Genomic DNA, 15377 nt, shown 5'->3' with positions numbered 1-15377 from the left:
CTAATATCTTATTCAAAATAATATTGCTCAATTGTTCTATCCTCAGTTTCAAGATTACCTACATCTATGTCTGCAATCAAATGATGATTTTTGAAAATAACAACATTTGTAGCTATTCTTTTCACACTGTCTAAGGAATGACTAGAAAAAATAATTAATCTCCCTTCACTCCTCAACTTTAATATTAATTTTCTTAATATTTCTTGCCCATATGGGTCCAACCCTGTTTCTGGTTCATCTAATACAATAAGCCTTTGTTCGAACAAATATGATTGAATTATCGAAACCTTTTGTCTATTACCCTTTGATAAATTACCTATTTTTACCCTCTGATACTCATTCAAACCCCAATATTCTATCGCTTCTTTTATGATTTGAATTAAATAGTCTGATTCGTATCTCTCAATTTTACCTCGAATAAATAAATAATCATACAGTTCAATATTAAATGGTAGTTCTATACACTCTGGTACATATCCAATCTTTTGTGTATTTATTACTATTTTTCCCTCATATTTTTTATCAAAACCTAACAGACACTTTATAAATGTACTCTTTCCAGCCCCATTTTCCCCAACTAAAGCATAGCATTGACCGCAATCCGCACTCAATGAAATATCCGTCAATATTTCTTTTTTCATATATTTTTTTGACAAGTTATTTATTGATAACAGTTCCCTCATCTGCCTCATCCTTCATCTTTTTTATCAAATCCTTTGTTAAAACAAGCATATTCATTGTCTGTGTAAAATTAATTACTTCTTCCGATATATTTCCATTTGAAGTTTTATATTTCACTGTTGCCGAATAATATCCTAAAATATATTTTCTCTCAGACATTAATGGAATCACAACAATTTTCTCTTCATTTTTTGATACCTTTATTGTTTTGTTGACACTTGAAATATGCTCAATTTTTGCCTTTGGATATTTCCCAATGACATCTGGCAAATTAAAATTTTTACATTTTTCATCCAAAACAATCGTATCGGCTAAGCTCGGAATATATGTATTACTTTGCGAAGATATGTCTATTATTTCCACATCCTGATTTGCTTTAACCCCCCACACAACACCAAATGTATCATAATCATTTCCCAATTCACCATATGAAGAAATCATCATTGTTTCCAGTTCTTGCTTATTTTTATTTTCATCTCTTTCAACAGAAATATTTCCTATGTCCATTTTGACATAAGCCCCATTTTCATACTTTATAAATAACTTACAATTATTATATGCCCCTGGTGTAATGCTCGGATTAATTGTAACCACCATTGGTTTTATATAATATGTTTCTCCATCAATAGTGGTCTCCAATATTTTCTGATTCTTCTCTGCACTTATATTGCAATGTAATTCTTCATCTCCTAAATTCAGATAACTCTTAACTATTCCTTCTTCTAAAAAAATTATTGAATCTTTTTGATTTGAAACAAAAGAATATTCAACCTCATATTTTTCATTTAAATTATCAGAGTTTAAATAAAAGCAATGATCTCTCTGTATAACAAATGCAATTTCTTTTGAATTTAATACTCTTTTATTCAATGTCACTGTCATTAACACACCAATTGCTACTAGTAATATAAAAGTTATTCCTCCAATAACCTTTTTTCTTCTTTTCATGAAATCCCCTTTACAAAATAGTGCCATATATTTACTATATGACACTATCACAATTTTATTTTACCGCTTTGTATTTATAAGTGTTTCTATAGCCTGTAGGCATTTTTATATTAAATGAGCCTTTTTTTACACAAGCATAGCATTTAAAGTTTTTTGCATAACCTGATAAAACTCTACCATAAGCTATCACGGTTGTAGACCATTTAGTCTTTGGATCAATATAATTTTTACCTTTTTTAGCACTTGTTGGATACATTGTTATCTCACTTGTACGAGATGACTCAATGGACACTCCTATCTGTGCCGTAACCTCTGCACCTAAAGTTCCCTCTGCTGCCTTTCCTTTTGCTGAAATATCTCCAGAAATTGTTGCACTTAAACTTCCTGTAATCGCTCTTGAAGTAGTGAAACTATCTTTTACTGATGTGTGATAATAATATTTTTTGGTTCTATTTTTATATGAAGCACCAGTATGAGACGTTATCGCTTGATTTGTTCTTAAATCTGAATCAATTGACCATCCCCAAAATATTCTCGGTACATCATCCATTGAAGCTGCATAAACCGAATTTGTATTCATAAACATTGTTATTACAACTACTAAAACTATTATTTTACCCTTTACTCTTTTCATTTTTTCTCCTATCTTAAACATAAATCTCTTGAAAAATATTTCCTACATGTTTCATCATGAGTCACCATGACAATAGTGCCTCCTAACTCATTAATTCTCTTTAGTATTGCCATTATTTCCTTTTTATTGTCCTCATCCAAATTACCTGTAGGTTCATCCGCTAGAATTATATCCGGATTATTTATTATTGCCCGTGCAATTGCAACTCTTTGCTTTTCTCCACCAGACAATTGATTTGGATAATTTCCAAGCCTGTTTCCCATTTCCAACTTATCTAATATCTCAATTGCCTTTTGTCTTGCGAAACGAACATCACACTTTGAAATAATTAAAGGTATCATCACATTATCTATAGCTGTTAATTCTCTTATTAATCTAAAATCCTGATAAATGAACCCAATTACGTCATTACGATATTTGCACTTTTCTTTCTCAGAAAATCTACTTATATTTCTTCCTTTTACCATCACAGACCCCTCTTTAACATTTTTAGTTCCCGCGATGATGTCAAGCAACGTGCTTTTTCCAATACCTGATTTACCATAAATCCCTAAGAATTCTCCTTTATTAATTTTGAGACTATAGTTATTAAAAATGTTTATTTTTCCTTTTTTATATTCAAACTTAATTTTATCAATATTTATTAATAAATTATCCATCTATTCCTCTTCCATCTTACTAGCTTCGTATTTTATTAATACAATTGAAAGCAAAAAGCTTATGATAAAAAATACCAATAATAAAGCGTGGTACATCTCACTTCGAAACAACTTTAAAATATAATCAATTGCATAATTAGAAATAACCACTGAGCTTAAAAGAACAACACCAAAAAATTGAAAACAATATATTAAATAACAAATTAATATATTTGTGCGATTCAACCCTATTGCTCTATATACCATCATAGATATATACTTTTCTTTAATTAATTGTGTAATTTCCGCACATACACATATAAGAATTAAGAAAATACCAATTATACTAACCAGTATATAAATTTTTGCATTTCCCATAAATAAAATTTTATCTATTATTTTAAAACGTTTCTTGGGAGACAAAGTTTCATATGCTTCCCTGTCCTCGCTATTACTGTAAGACATTTTTTTCATTTTAGCCGTATCAATTTTTAATTGATTACTTAACTCTTTATGTATTAAAATAATACCGCTATTTTTATCTATTTCCTCTCCTAAAAAATCTGGAATATATCCCTCAAAAATATAATTAATTTCATGGATAAATTCATTTTCATCTGCATCTGAAACAGATATAATATTACCCACATCTAAATTCATTTTTTTTGCTATATTAATTGAAACACCTAGTCCTTTTCCCCTATGTGTTCCCTTAACAATATTCCATTTTCTCATTCGATTTGAATGATTATACAATATACCCACATCACAACTATTTTCTTTGATTGATATTACACCTTCTTGAAAAGAATATACCGTATTCTCTTCCTTTTGTTCCGGATAGATATTAATATACATGCTATTTTCTTCACATATATAATCTAATTGATTAATCAAATTAAGCAACAATGATGCAATAGTAACCTGCATAACCAGAAAAATGTTTAAATAGACAAACCACCGTTTATATTTTTCTTTATTTCCTTTTAATAAATAATAAAAGATTTTCATATTAAACTCTATTACTTTTTAAATAACCAACACTGATACCGATAAACACGCTAAAAAAGGAAATTATTAAACCAATTATTAGCATTATAGTTGTTAATACTAAACCGTGAATTAATTTAATTGCATAGACAAATAATATGTGTCCAAATATAACTGTAAAAATCATACCTAGAACCAAACTCAACCAAATAAATCCAAATATTACCAATTTAGCTTTACTTTTGTTTTCGCCCAAGATGAGCAATATGTTATAGGTTGATTGAATACTTTTTATATACCTGAAAACAAACAAAACCATCGATAATATTAAAACAAAAACCGAAACTACTGATGACATTATTATTACAGCATTTTTATATGTTCCATTTTGACTATAATTGCTTACCTTTTTAACCCTATCCTCAACAAGTTTCGACCAATCTTTTTGCTTAATTGCTTTCTCGAACTCATTTCTCTCAGCTTTATTCTTATCCTTTGTCATATCGATAAAATATTGTTCAGGGTAATATGGCTTTTTATTAAAATATTCTCTTACTGCCTCTTTACTACTTCCCAATATGTAGGCACCTGATAGCCAATCAATTCCATATGTATTTTCAAACGCCTTTTTTATACTTTCCGTAAAAAAAATCATACATGTATATTTATCACTATAAGAAGTATTTTCAAAAATACCACCTACAATAAAGCTGATTTTATCATTCTCAGATATACTTACTAGTAATTCATCTCCAAGGTTCAATTCCAATTTTTCTTGAACAGCACGATCAATGAAAATACTATTTTCACAAACAGACCCTCTTTCAATTTCTCTTTTATGAGAAAAAAATGTCATTTGTAACGCTTCATCGAAAGACATATCTTGATTTTCTAAAATAATTAGCCCAACTTCATCAATTCTTTTATTTCCTTTACTTAATTCAGAGCCTGATAGACTCTTCCAAGGAAGAATTTTCTCAAAACATGATTCTTTTTTCATTTCCCCAACCTGCTCATATGAACACGCAGAAATAATATAGTCAAATTTTGATTTTTCATACATTCCTATTTCAATCTCTCTTGCTCCGAGAAGCAAATATAATAAACTACACGAAAAAAAAGTTGCAATTAATATTATTATGAAAAATTTTATATTGTTTAAAAAATTCTTAAACAACAGCTTTGTCCACATATTATTTAACCTTTACATTTACCGAAGCTGAGTCGTCCAAATCATGGTCACCTTTTTTGCCTGTTCCGCAGTATACCTTCTTCTCGCCTTTGGATGCTCCCATGCACTTAACTTTTACAGTTTTAGTTGTACTAGTCCAACTAAAAAATGATGTATTAAAACACCAATAATTTTTACCTGATAATCTACCTTTTGAATATACAAAGGTCGTTTTATTGACACCAAAAGAAGAACTTAAAACTGTATCATCAATTATTGTATTTGGTAATTCTAATTTATAAAATCCTTTATAAATACAACCATTATACTCAATTGCACCTTTTATTTCTGTATATTTTCCTACGGTTATGCTTTTCTTAGTAGAAGTAACCTTGGTCGCCAATGAACTTGCCGACACTGGAATTGAAAGAGAAAAAATTAACCCTAAAACAATTCCTGTTTTAAAAATTTTTTTCATATTTCACCTCATATATTTATATTATTTTGTTTTGGAAAAAAAAAGATATCAATAAAAGATAGATACATAATATTCATAATCGATTTTACGCGCGTAGATTTCGCATTATCTCACCAGATATGTTAAATTTTCCAAACTCGTTATGTATTATAACAGTTAAATTTTATCCTTTCAATTACTACTTTCGACAAAAATATCCCTATAACAATGTATTTTTTTTAATAAATTTCATAAAATTTTCCTCTACATATTATTGTTAAATACCATGCTCATTAAAGTTCTAAGTTTAATATTTATTTAAAAAGGAGCTACGCACTTGGTACGAAAGCCCCATCATACTAAATAATCATTCTATATCCTTATTAACGTCTTGTATTATCTATTCGCCCCTAGTAGCAACCTGTCAAAATATACCTTTTCCAATTCCTGCTTATGCCTTTTACTTACCATAACTTTGTCACCATTTTTCATAATCACGTCCAGACCTTCTATTTTATTAATTTCATCTAAATTTACCAAATAGGACTGATGACATTGATAAAAACCTTCACCGTCCAGCTTTTCACACATTTCTCTCATTGTCTCAGCTACCGTATAGGTTTTTTCAAAAGTATGAACCAACATTTTTCTCCTTAAAGTTTCCACATACATAATATCATTCATATTAATAATAACCCTATGGCGGTCAATACAATCTACGTCTATTTTCTTTCCTATTCTTCCTTTCTTTTGCAAACTATAAAACATTTCTGCCAATTCCTCATGCATACGTTCTTTGTTAATATATCTATATGCATCTACTACAAACGCCTGACTATATCTTTCTCTATCTGTAGTTACCATTGCCACAATCGCATCCGGAAATCTTCTTTTATATTCCCTTGTAGTTTCAAAACCATCTATAACATTCATTTCCACATCCATAAGTGTGACATCATATCTGCAATTCTCCTCTATAAACTCTGGTCCTTCATGAAATACATCTATATGAAGATTCTCATTTTCCAGTATGTCTTTAACTTCGAGCATTATCTTTTGTATCCATAACTTATCATCATCTACTATAGCTATTTTCATTGTGCCTCCTCTATTTCTTCCCCTCACAGATTTTATTCATCATCCTTATTCTCACAGCAAATTTTTTATTTACTTCTATATTCATATTTCCAGAATATTTTTCAACGCTTCTTTCTATGTTTTGTAATCCAAAACCATGATATTCTTTATTACTTTTTCCAGTCAGAAATTTACCATCACTCCCCTGAATATTTCCGGAGTAGTCATTTTGAATTATAATGAAAATCATATCTGTTGTATATCCGCATTCGACTTCTATACATTTTCCCTCACTTTTCTTCGCTGCCTCAAAAGCATTTGAAAGTAAATTTGAGAAAATAGTACACAAGTCGAATGCATCAATATAACATTCCTCCGGTAACTGCCCTTTGATATGTAGTGAAACCCCTTCTTTATCAGTTTCACTGCTATATCTGTTTAATATTGCATTGACGATACCATTATTAACTGATATTACTTTACCTACTTTGTCCAACTCTCCGTATATTTTATGTATATATTCTTTTGCCTTTTCGAACTCCTCATCCTGTAAAAAATCATTTAGAAGTGTCATGTGGCTTTTAATATCATGTCTAAATCTTTTTGTTTCTGACTCACGTTCTTCTAAATATGCATAATGTTCGTTCTGCTCACTTAAATATTTATTACTCAACTCTTCTTTTTCCTTATAAACATTTCTTGAAACAGCTAATAGCATTACCAATACAATTTGAATAAACATACCGATTACAGTTCCTCCAAATGCAAAGTAAACTACTGCTTTATTCCCTACATCTACTTGCTTGAAAACAAATTGTGAGAGAAATGTTATAATTAGTGTATCCGCAAAAGTTAATGCCAAAAAGAATACAAAATAAGGAATGCTTATCTTTTCTATTTTGCCATTTATTTTTCGCTTTAATAACCTTGATAGAGCAAATAAGAAAATTAATGTAATCAATGTTGTTGTATATCTTTCGCAAACATCGTTTGTTGCTAAAATTGGAAACAGCTTTGTGTCTGCTACTTTTATTGCCTCGTCTAACAGTCCAATTACCAAAGTGCTCCATAAACCTAACACTAAAATTTTTACATCAATTCTTTCATATAAAATAATTGTTGATACTAATATATAAATGCTATAAGGAATTATAGGATTACACAAATCATTTTCTACAAACCACCACACTCCAACTGCACCCAACAATATAGGAATAAGTTTTCTCCAATTATTTCTTATCTTTGCCGAAAAGAATAAATCATATATAAGCATATACTTTAAAACATTAAGAAAATACATAATAATATTTAATATCATCATCGTCATAATTTAATTGTTGCAGATACAAGTTTATTTTAACTTTCTGCCAATCCCCTTTCTATTTTTACAATTAAATTATAAATACATTTCTTTATCGTTGCAATATTTCATTGTTTAGTTACTACACACTTTTCAAATATTATCTAAAAAATCTGCAAAGCCAACTAATAACAAAACTATGCATGCTTTATCCTTTCCGCACGCGTACTTTATTATATTGTCTAGACACTATCTATATAATCCATTTTGTTTATCAAGAAAATACTTTTTGCGCATTCGGGAAATTTTTGACCTATTCGGGAAAATTACTTAACATATTGCTGGAATGTTGCATTGTAAACTCTAATTTTTTAATAACAATTTAAAAAGGTACTTATATTAAATCTCTCTCCAAAATAAAAACCTACCTGCAATGCCCTATAATAAAATCATTGCAGATAGGTTTATTTTTGATAGATATTGCTTTAATGCTTTTGTAATAATAAAGTTGTTTTTCATCCCCAACCCAGTATACTTATACACATAGTAACTTTTCTTAATACATAACATAAAATGTTTATCTATCTAAATAGTTTATACCTGAACTTTCTAAAAAATACAACGATTCATGCGTATTCGGTCATTTTTCTGCATATTCGGGAGATTTACGCAACATATTGTACCCCTCGTTGTATTTTCGTCCTATTTTTACATACAAAATTCTTTTAAAAAGTTGTTTATAAAAAAAGCTCATTCAAAATGATATTTCGTACCATTCTAAATGAGCTTTTTCTACTTAAGCATTATATTCGACACATTTTATAAAAAGATATAAAAATTGCAAATAACAATTACTATAATTTATTGTTTATTTTTTTCTATATTATTATGGTATGCCAATACGTCAATTCCATCTATCAAATTTGCATACCAATCATATTTTCCCATGTTTTTACATCTATTAATATTTGTTTGAATTAAGCTGTATTTATTATTCTTATATTTATAATCTAATTTTATATTAGAACAAATAAAATATGTCATCTTTCCTTTAATATCTAGCTTAGATAAACGCAAATTAAACTGCACATCTGAATTTTTAGGAACCTTAAGTCTATCTCCAGACTTCCAAATTTTATTCATTTTCATATCTTCATTATTAATATTGACCTCTATTTCTTCAATTTTACAATTATCAAGACCAATTAAAGATAACTTTTCTAATACAATGTCCTTGTCAACCTTTATTTTAAATGTATCTATTGTAAATTTACCATCCTGCGTATATTCAACAGAACTATCCACGTTACACGAACTTAATAAATACGCCGCATTTGAGTTATTTTCCTCATTCATATCATAATCTTTTTCAAAGGCTATTCTTCCAATATTATAGTCATACTTCTTTCGGTCATAAACTATAATCATCTTATTAATTATAGTATCTTTTGCAGATTCAATACTTTCAAAATCAAAGTCAATAACCACCTGATAACTATATAACTTAATTATATCTGTTTTTTCTATATGATTGTAATTTTCCTGATTCTCAAAAAAAGATTTGTCATCATACTTACTCCAATCATAATCATTATATGCCATAAATAATCCATAACTCAAGTCCTCATTATCTATGGTCTCTACTTTGCTAACATCATATTTAAAGGCAATTTGTGAATCAAAATCTATTTTTATATCATCACTCTTTAACTCTTTTGTAGAGATAATTTCAAATATCAAATTAGACGAACCTGTAAGTCCGGCAATATATATCATATCACAATTATCTAACGTAACTAAAAATGCTTCTTTACCCGATGGCAATTTATATTCAGCAACTTTCTTATCATCTAATCTGTTTTCAACATTTTTTGAACCGTTCTTACATCCAAATAGCATCAAACTGAGTGTTATAATTAAAAATAAATATACTAATTTTTTCATAATTACTCCTATTTTAACCCTTCTCTATTGTACTTTTAATTTAGAAAAACATATTTTTCCTTTATATAGCATAATAAGGGCACTTATCCATATGTATTAAAAAAATACATATAAAAGAGAATGCCCTTATATCCTTTCAAATACACTATCTGTAGATTTTACACCCTTTATTCCCTCCAACAACTCTTACTCTTTTATCGCAGACAATTTTCTTAATTCTCTTACACTTTTTCACATTCACACTTTTTATCTTTGTCCTGCTACAATCCAAAGTCCTAAGACTTACATTTTTTCCCAATTTTATAGATTTTAATTTTTTATTGTCATTACAACGAATAATATTAACTTTTTTGTTCTTTCTAACATCTAACTGTTTCAGATTCGTATCTACAAGATAAAGTTTCTTCAAATTTATTAACTTATTTAACTTCAAATTCCTAATATCTGTACCACTTAAATTTAATGTTTCTATTTTAGAGTTATTACTAAGATTAATTTTTTTAATTCCTTTGCTCTCGTATATTAATGTTTTTAACTCTCTATTAGAAGACACATTTAACGAATCTAGTTTTGTAGATAAAACACTGAGCCTTCTCAACTTTGCGCATTGCTTTATATCAATTTTTTTTATTTCAGACCAATTAAGGTCCAATGATGTCATTTTAGTGTTGGATGATAAATCCACTTTAGACATATTTTTAACATCAGATATAACTAATTTCTTTAGTCTTTTATTTCCACTAAAATCAACATCTTCTACAGTTCCGCCAGAAATATTTACATTCTTTAGTTCTTCAAAAGTTTTCAGAGAAATAAACTTTTCATTACAATAACAAAAATTTAGACCCTCTAATTTTCCACTTTTACTATTCCATTCATAAGAATCACTATTAAGGTTTGATGATAAACCACATTCAGATTTTTCCTTAATAAACTCTTTTACCTTTTCCTTTTCTGAATTATCACCCTGAATAACTGTTACCTTACAACGGTACGCACCGGTTTTATTTTTAGCTTCCACCACTGCTGTACCTGTTTGTAGCGCAGAAATTTCAGCACTGAAATCCGTCTTTTTTGTTAACTTAACGATGTCCTTCCCCGATTTGATACTCCATTTTGATTTTAATTTCTTAAGATTCATATCACAATTTTCTGTATCAATACTCACCGTAAAACTACCCTCTCCCATTAACATTGTAGCTTTTGTTCTGTTCATCGTTACTGTCTTAACTTTTGCCGCTTGGACAAACTTTATATTTTGAACTGTAAATAACAACGTAATCACTAATAATGCTGAACTAATTTTTAATATTACTTTTTTCATATCTCCTCCTTAATCACCATATGATGCATTTTTAATATTTTTATAAAAATAATTACTTTCAAATTTACCTGTATATCCCTTTTCTTTATAGCTTTCTTTAGAAAATGTCATTAACTTATTTAATTTATATCCCTTTAAATATTTTGGAATATAATAGTCCAAAAAATCAGATGGACAATCCTTTATACTGCTGCCCATAAAAAAATTATCTATGGCATCCTGTGCCGCCTTTGATGCAGCTTTATATCTATTAGGATAATAGTCTGTATCATGTGGGTCGCACAAATTATCATTATCCGAATCTGTTTCATGTAAAATCCTTTTCCATTTTCCATCTTTCTTTATATATGCACTGTGAGCATAGGTATCAGTTAAATTGTGAACAGCCATACCTGCTAATAAATATGGAAAGTAACTATCATTCCACTTTTTTCCACCAGATATGCTCTCAAATTTTTCCATTATTAATTTTTTGTTTTTTGTATTTAGCCCATTAATATCAGATTTAATATTGTTTCTAATCACAGCTGGCAATGTTGTTGACATATAATCATTTGTAACTTTAACATATTTTTTTGCCTTCTTCCATTTCCTTGCTATAGACATTTCGTATGAATATGCCATTATGTAATTACAATCATATGATTTTCCTTTGTTATCTGTTACCTTTTTAAACGAACCATGCCAATACGGATTATCTTTTGTTCCGGATAATCCTGTATCTTTATCATCTTGAAACGCCGCTCCAACTTTCAATGCTGCAAATTGTTCTGCCGATATAGTATATCCATTATTTCTCATTGTTTTAGAGTTTGCATATTCTACAAACCCTTTATGCTGCACCTTTGTCCACAATCCATTGACATAATTTTCATCTTCGTATGGCTTTAATTCTGTTTTATTTTCTTCTATAATACCATCTTTATTATTTATATTTTCTTTTGGAAAATCTTGAAATCTTTCACTAAATTTATCATAACTATCAAGCGCATATTTCAAATCTACAATTCCATTTCCACATTTTTTATCTATATAATTTGCTGAATTGTTCAACAGTCCTCTTATAAATTTATTTGATTTATTTAAATCGATTTCCCATAACCTACTTGCCACACCAACAACCAGAGGTACTGACATACTTGTTCCATTTGTTATAATTTCTCCTCCAAATGAACTCGCCACTTTAATTTGCTCACCTGGAGCAACAATTTCCATCTCTTTCCCAGTTGAGCAAAAGTCTGACAATTGATTTTGGGTATTCGTTGCTCCTACGGCCATGACACTATCATATGCAGCCGGATACTCGACATTACCATTTTGACCACCATTTCCAGCCGCCGCTATTAATAATACACCATTATCATACGCATAATTCATTATCTTTTCTAATGCTAACGAATATTTATTTGTTCCAAAACTCATACAAATAATATTAACTTTCTTTTCAATAGCCCAATTTACTGCTTTCATTACATCACTAACTTTGGCTTGATTTTTATAACCGAAAATTCGTGCAGAATAAATATCTACATTGGGATTTACTCCCCTTAACGCTGTATTTGCTTCTGATTGTGCGGCTATTAAACTCGCCACAGCGGTACCATGACCTGTTAAATCATTATATAATACCGATATTTCATCCTCTCCCTCTACAAAGTTTCTCTGCTCTATTATACTTATTCTTTCATCATAATCAATTCCCGAATCAATAACTGCTACTTTAACTTTTTTATTTCGTTCTTTATTTTTTATTTTAAACTCGGCATTTATTGCTCTCATGTACCATTGCGTACTATTTTTACTATTATAAGATGAATATTTAGACTTTTTTACTATAAAGTCTTCTTCTACAGAAACTCCTGTTTCATCATCTATATTGTCTGCTTCTTTTTTTGTCAATTTAACAGTAATAATTTTATCCGTAGCATCTGTTTCACAATATTTTTCTTCTTTATTTTCTAACGAATATTTGCCTTCTACTTTTTCTAGAATTTTTTCATTTCTAGCTATTACAATGTAATCTCTATATTTTTCCTCTACCTTATGATTTTCAAAATTTGCAAACACAAATGTACTATTACAACCCATAACCATTATCATAAGTATAATCCCTAACTTTTTTAATATTTTCATGTTAACACCCTTTCCTTTTGTTTTGCTCACATAAGAAAACCTTACAAAAAAGTATATCTTTGAGCTTATTTTTATAGCCTTATTTTATAGCATTCGCTATTTTACAAATCACGATTATAATATTTATTCCTCCTCTCATTTGTATTTTAGCGCTTGCAACTAATTACCAACATAATATAAATATCATATTTCTAATTCAATACCCTATGCGTATTCGGGAATTTTTCTGCATATTCGGTCAAAATATGCAACATATTATCTCTTTGTTGCATTTATTATTTCCTCTAAAACGATAACAAAAAGCCTCCCTTTCGTATGACCTGCCATACAAAAGAGAGGCTCTCTTATAAATCCTTATTTTTCTATATTTCTACAAACTGAATATGTATAATTTCTCCTCTTTGAAAATTTATTCATAACACTATTTTTCATCGCTTCCTCATGCATATATTTCAGTCCATCTTTTGCCTCACAAAACTTTTTTGCTCCCTTATAATGTTGTATACATGCATTTACTATCTTTCTGGCATTCTCCGGACTTTGCCAGAACAAGTCACAAAAATATGTAATCAATTGTTTATTTGTTAAGCTATATGTATTCTTTGCTATGCTCATTCTGGTATATACATCCGATTTTATCTGCGCTCTCTGCACCTCTACTCCAAAACTGCTGCCCAAAAGTGCTTTAATTGCTATTAATTCCTCTTTCGTAAATGTTCTGGATGTACTCTCCCAGTTTTCACTTCCCTTAATATCCGAATACAACTTATCAACTTTTTCTTTTTGCTTTGTTTTCTTTCCTGTAAAAGAATTTTTTATAATTTCCTCTGCTTTTTTAGAATTTTTAAGACATATACTCCGCAGCAAATTGTGAGCCCTCTCTCCATACCATTCCCATGCACCGACAGTAATCGTCTTCTCTCCGGCAAACTGTTTTAACCCATTTCTTGCCGCCATGAAGTTACCTGATTCATTATGTGACAAAAGTGCAATAATATTATCTAACAACTTATCTCCTGTAGAACCGAGACCAACGTTTAAAATGCTCTGCAATTCTTCCTGTCGCTTTCTTTCCAGCTCTGCCCGATATTCTTCATATTCCTTTTTTGTCATTGCCTTCTCGGCATTAATTTCAATTTCTACTGTTGATACCGGAACCCAGCCCGCAATGCTCTCTGTTCTCTGTATTCTGATTTTCTTTCCATCATTGCTAAATCCTGTAACCGGATATGTTCTATCCTTATATCCCATTCCTACAGCGGTATTAGAACCCTTCGCCTTGCTCGTAACCTTAACATTATCTGCGACAACTCTCACTTCAACACTCTCATTCTCTAAAAGCAATGTCTCCACATCATCATCCACCGCCACGTTTTTTGTAGAAATATATCCGTAAATCTTTCCGGATTTTATCCTATACCACTTTTCATCCTGTTCAATAACAGTCATAACTCCACCATCTGTTAGGTAGCCTTCAACTTTAGATTTTTTATTTGGCTCATCATATATTTTTACATATTCCTCTTCACTATCACTCAGAGTAACAACGCCTAAATGGAACAGCTTTTCTTTATATTTCTCCACTTTAGATAATTTCTTAACTTTTTTCTTTGCAAGCTTTTTCTTAACTTGTGGCTGAACACTGTTTAAATTATTATTTAAAAAATTAATATTTGAAATAGAATTATTTACATTATTCGTAATACCAATGTTATTGTTTATATTAGAAACGTTCTTTTCAACGTCTTTAGCGCTAACATTTATTGCCAAAAAAAATGTTAACATCAAACTTAACGCCAAAACTGTCCTTCTCATTTTTTATATTTATCCTTTCAACTTCTAATGGCTTTTGTCCGCTTATTTATTCAACATAATATATTATAACATCTACACTTTTTATGACAATGCATTTCACACAATTTACACAAACTGGAAAACCATACTCTTTTTCCCCCTAAACAGGAGAAAACCACAGCCTCATTAAAGAAACTGTGGTTTTCCATGATATTTTGTTTTGTTGAGATGATAGAGTTTTTCCAATAAAACTCTTACAAGAAGGATATGCCCCCCGCATATCCCC

General features: G+C 29.6%; 13 protein-coding genes. All 13 read right to left on the bottom strand.

The genetic code is table 11. The annotated features are described in order from the left end of the window. Window positions 1-8 precede the first annotated feature (8 nt). Window positions 9-683, bottom strand: coding sequence for an ABC transporter ATP-binding protein (locus Q5O86_RS09365; RefSeq protein ID WP_302626884.1), 675 nt, complete (start codon window positions 681-683; stop codon window positions 9-11). After that, a complete protein-coding gene (locus Q5O86_RS09360; RefSeq protein ID WP_302626883.1) occupies window positions 658-1629 on the bottom strand; it encodes a hypothetical protein in 972 nt (323 codons plus the stop codon). The genes Q5O86_RS09365 and Q5O86_RS09360 overlap by 26 nt, the downstream gene beginning before the upstream one ends. A 55-nt stretch (window positions 1630-1684) precedes the next feature. Continuing rightward, window positions 1685-2263: a hypothetical protein gene (locus Q5O86_RS09355; RefSeq protein ID WP_302626882.1), complete on the bottom strand. Its 579-nt coding sequence runs from the start codon at window positions 2261-2263 to the stop codon at window positions 1685-1687. Window positions 2264-2271: 8 nt separating this feature from the next. Then, complete coding sequence (locus Q5O86_RS09350) at window positions 2272-2922, bottom strand: ABC transporter ATP-binding protein (RefSeq protein ID WP_302626881.1); 651 nt, start codon at window positions 2920-2922, stop codon at window positions 2272-2274. Beyond that, a complete protein-coding gene (locus Q5O86_RS09345; RefSeq protein WP_302626880.1) occupies window positions 2923-3912 on the bottom strand; it encodes a hypothetical protein in 990 nt (329 codons plus the stop codon). It abuts the gene before it with no gap. Between the two features lies 1 nt (window position 3913). Next, the gene (locus Q5O86_RS09340) at window positions 3914-4891 is read right to left on the bottom strand and encodes a hypothetical protein (RefSeq protein ID WP_302626879.1); all 978 of its coding nucleotides are present in this window, start codon (window positions 4889-4891) and stop codon (window positions 3914-3916) included. Window positions 4892-5084: 193 nt separating this feature from the next. After that, a complete protein-coding gene (locus Q5O86_RS09335; RefSeq protein ID WP_302626878.1) occupies window positions 5085-5540 on the bottom strand; it encodes a hypothetical protein in 456 nt (151 codons plus the stop codon). Between the two features lie 375 nt (window positions 5541-5915). Beyond that, entirely contained in the window at window positions 5916-6617 is a 702-nt protein-coding gene (locus tag Q5O86_RS09330) for a LytTR family DNA-binding domain-containing protein (protein ID WP_302626877.1), read from the bottom strand. Between the two features lie 10 nt (window positions 6618-6627). Then, window positions 6628-7923 carry a sensor histidine kinase gene (locus Q5O86_RS09325; protein WP_302626876.1) on the bottom strand — a complete coding sequence of 432 codons (1296 nt, stop codon included), beginning with the start codon at window positions 7921-7923 and terminating at the stop codon, window positions 6628-6630. A gap of 834 nt (window positions 7924-8757) precedes the next feature. Beyond that, a complete protein-coding gene (locus Q5O86_RS09320) occupies window positions 8758-9840 on the bottom strand; it encodes a hypothetical protein (RefSeq protein WP_302626875.1) in 1083 nt (360 codons plus the stop codon). 145 nt (window positions 9841-9985) lie between these two features. Beyond that, complete coding sequence (locus Q5O86_RS09315; protein WP_302626874.1) at window positions 9986-11164, bottom strand: hypothetical protein; 1179 nt, start codon at window positions 11162-11164, stop codon at window positions 9986-9988. 9 nt (window positions 11165-11173) lie between these two features. After that, window positions 11174-13297, bottom strand: a complete 2124-nt coding sequence (locus Q5O86_RS09310; RefSeq protein ID WP_302626873.1) for a S8 family serine peptidase — start codon at window positions 13295-13297, stop codon at window positions 11174-11176. A 354-nt stretch (window positions 13298-13651) separates the two neighbouring features. Continuing rightward, a complete protein-coding gene (locus Q5O86_RS09305) occupies window positions 13652-15112 on the bottom strand; it encodes an SH3 domain-containing protein (RefSeq protein ID WP_302626872.1) in 1461 nt (486 codons plus the stop codon). Window positions 15113-15377: the final 265 nt, after the last annotated feature.

The organism is uncultured Eubacterium sp. (genome assembly GCF_937958975.1).
Taxonomy (GTDB): domain Bacteria; phylum Bacillota; class Clostridia; order Lachnospirales; family Lachnospiraceae; genus Eubacterium_G.
The sequence above is the reverse complement of the archived record's forward strand: the minus strand, read 5'-3'. Positions and strand labels throughout refer to the sequence as shown.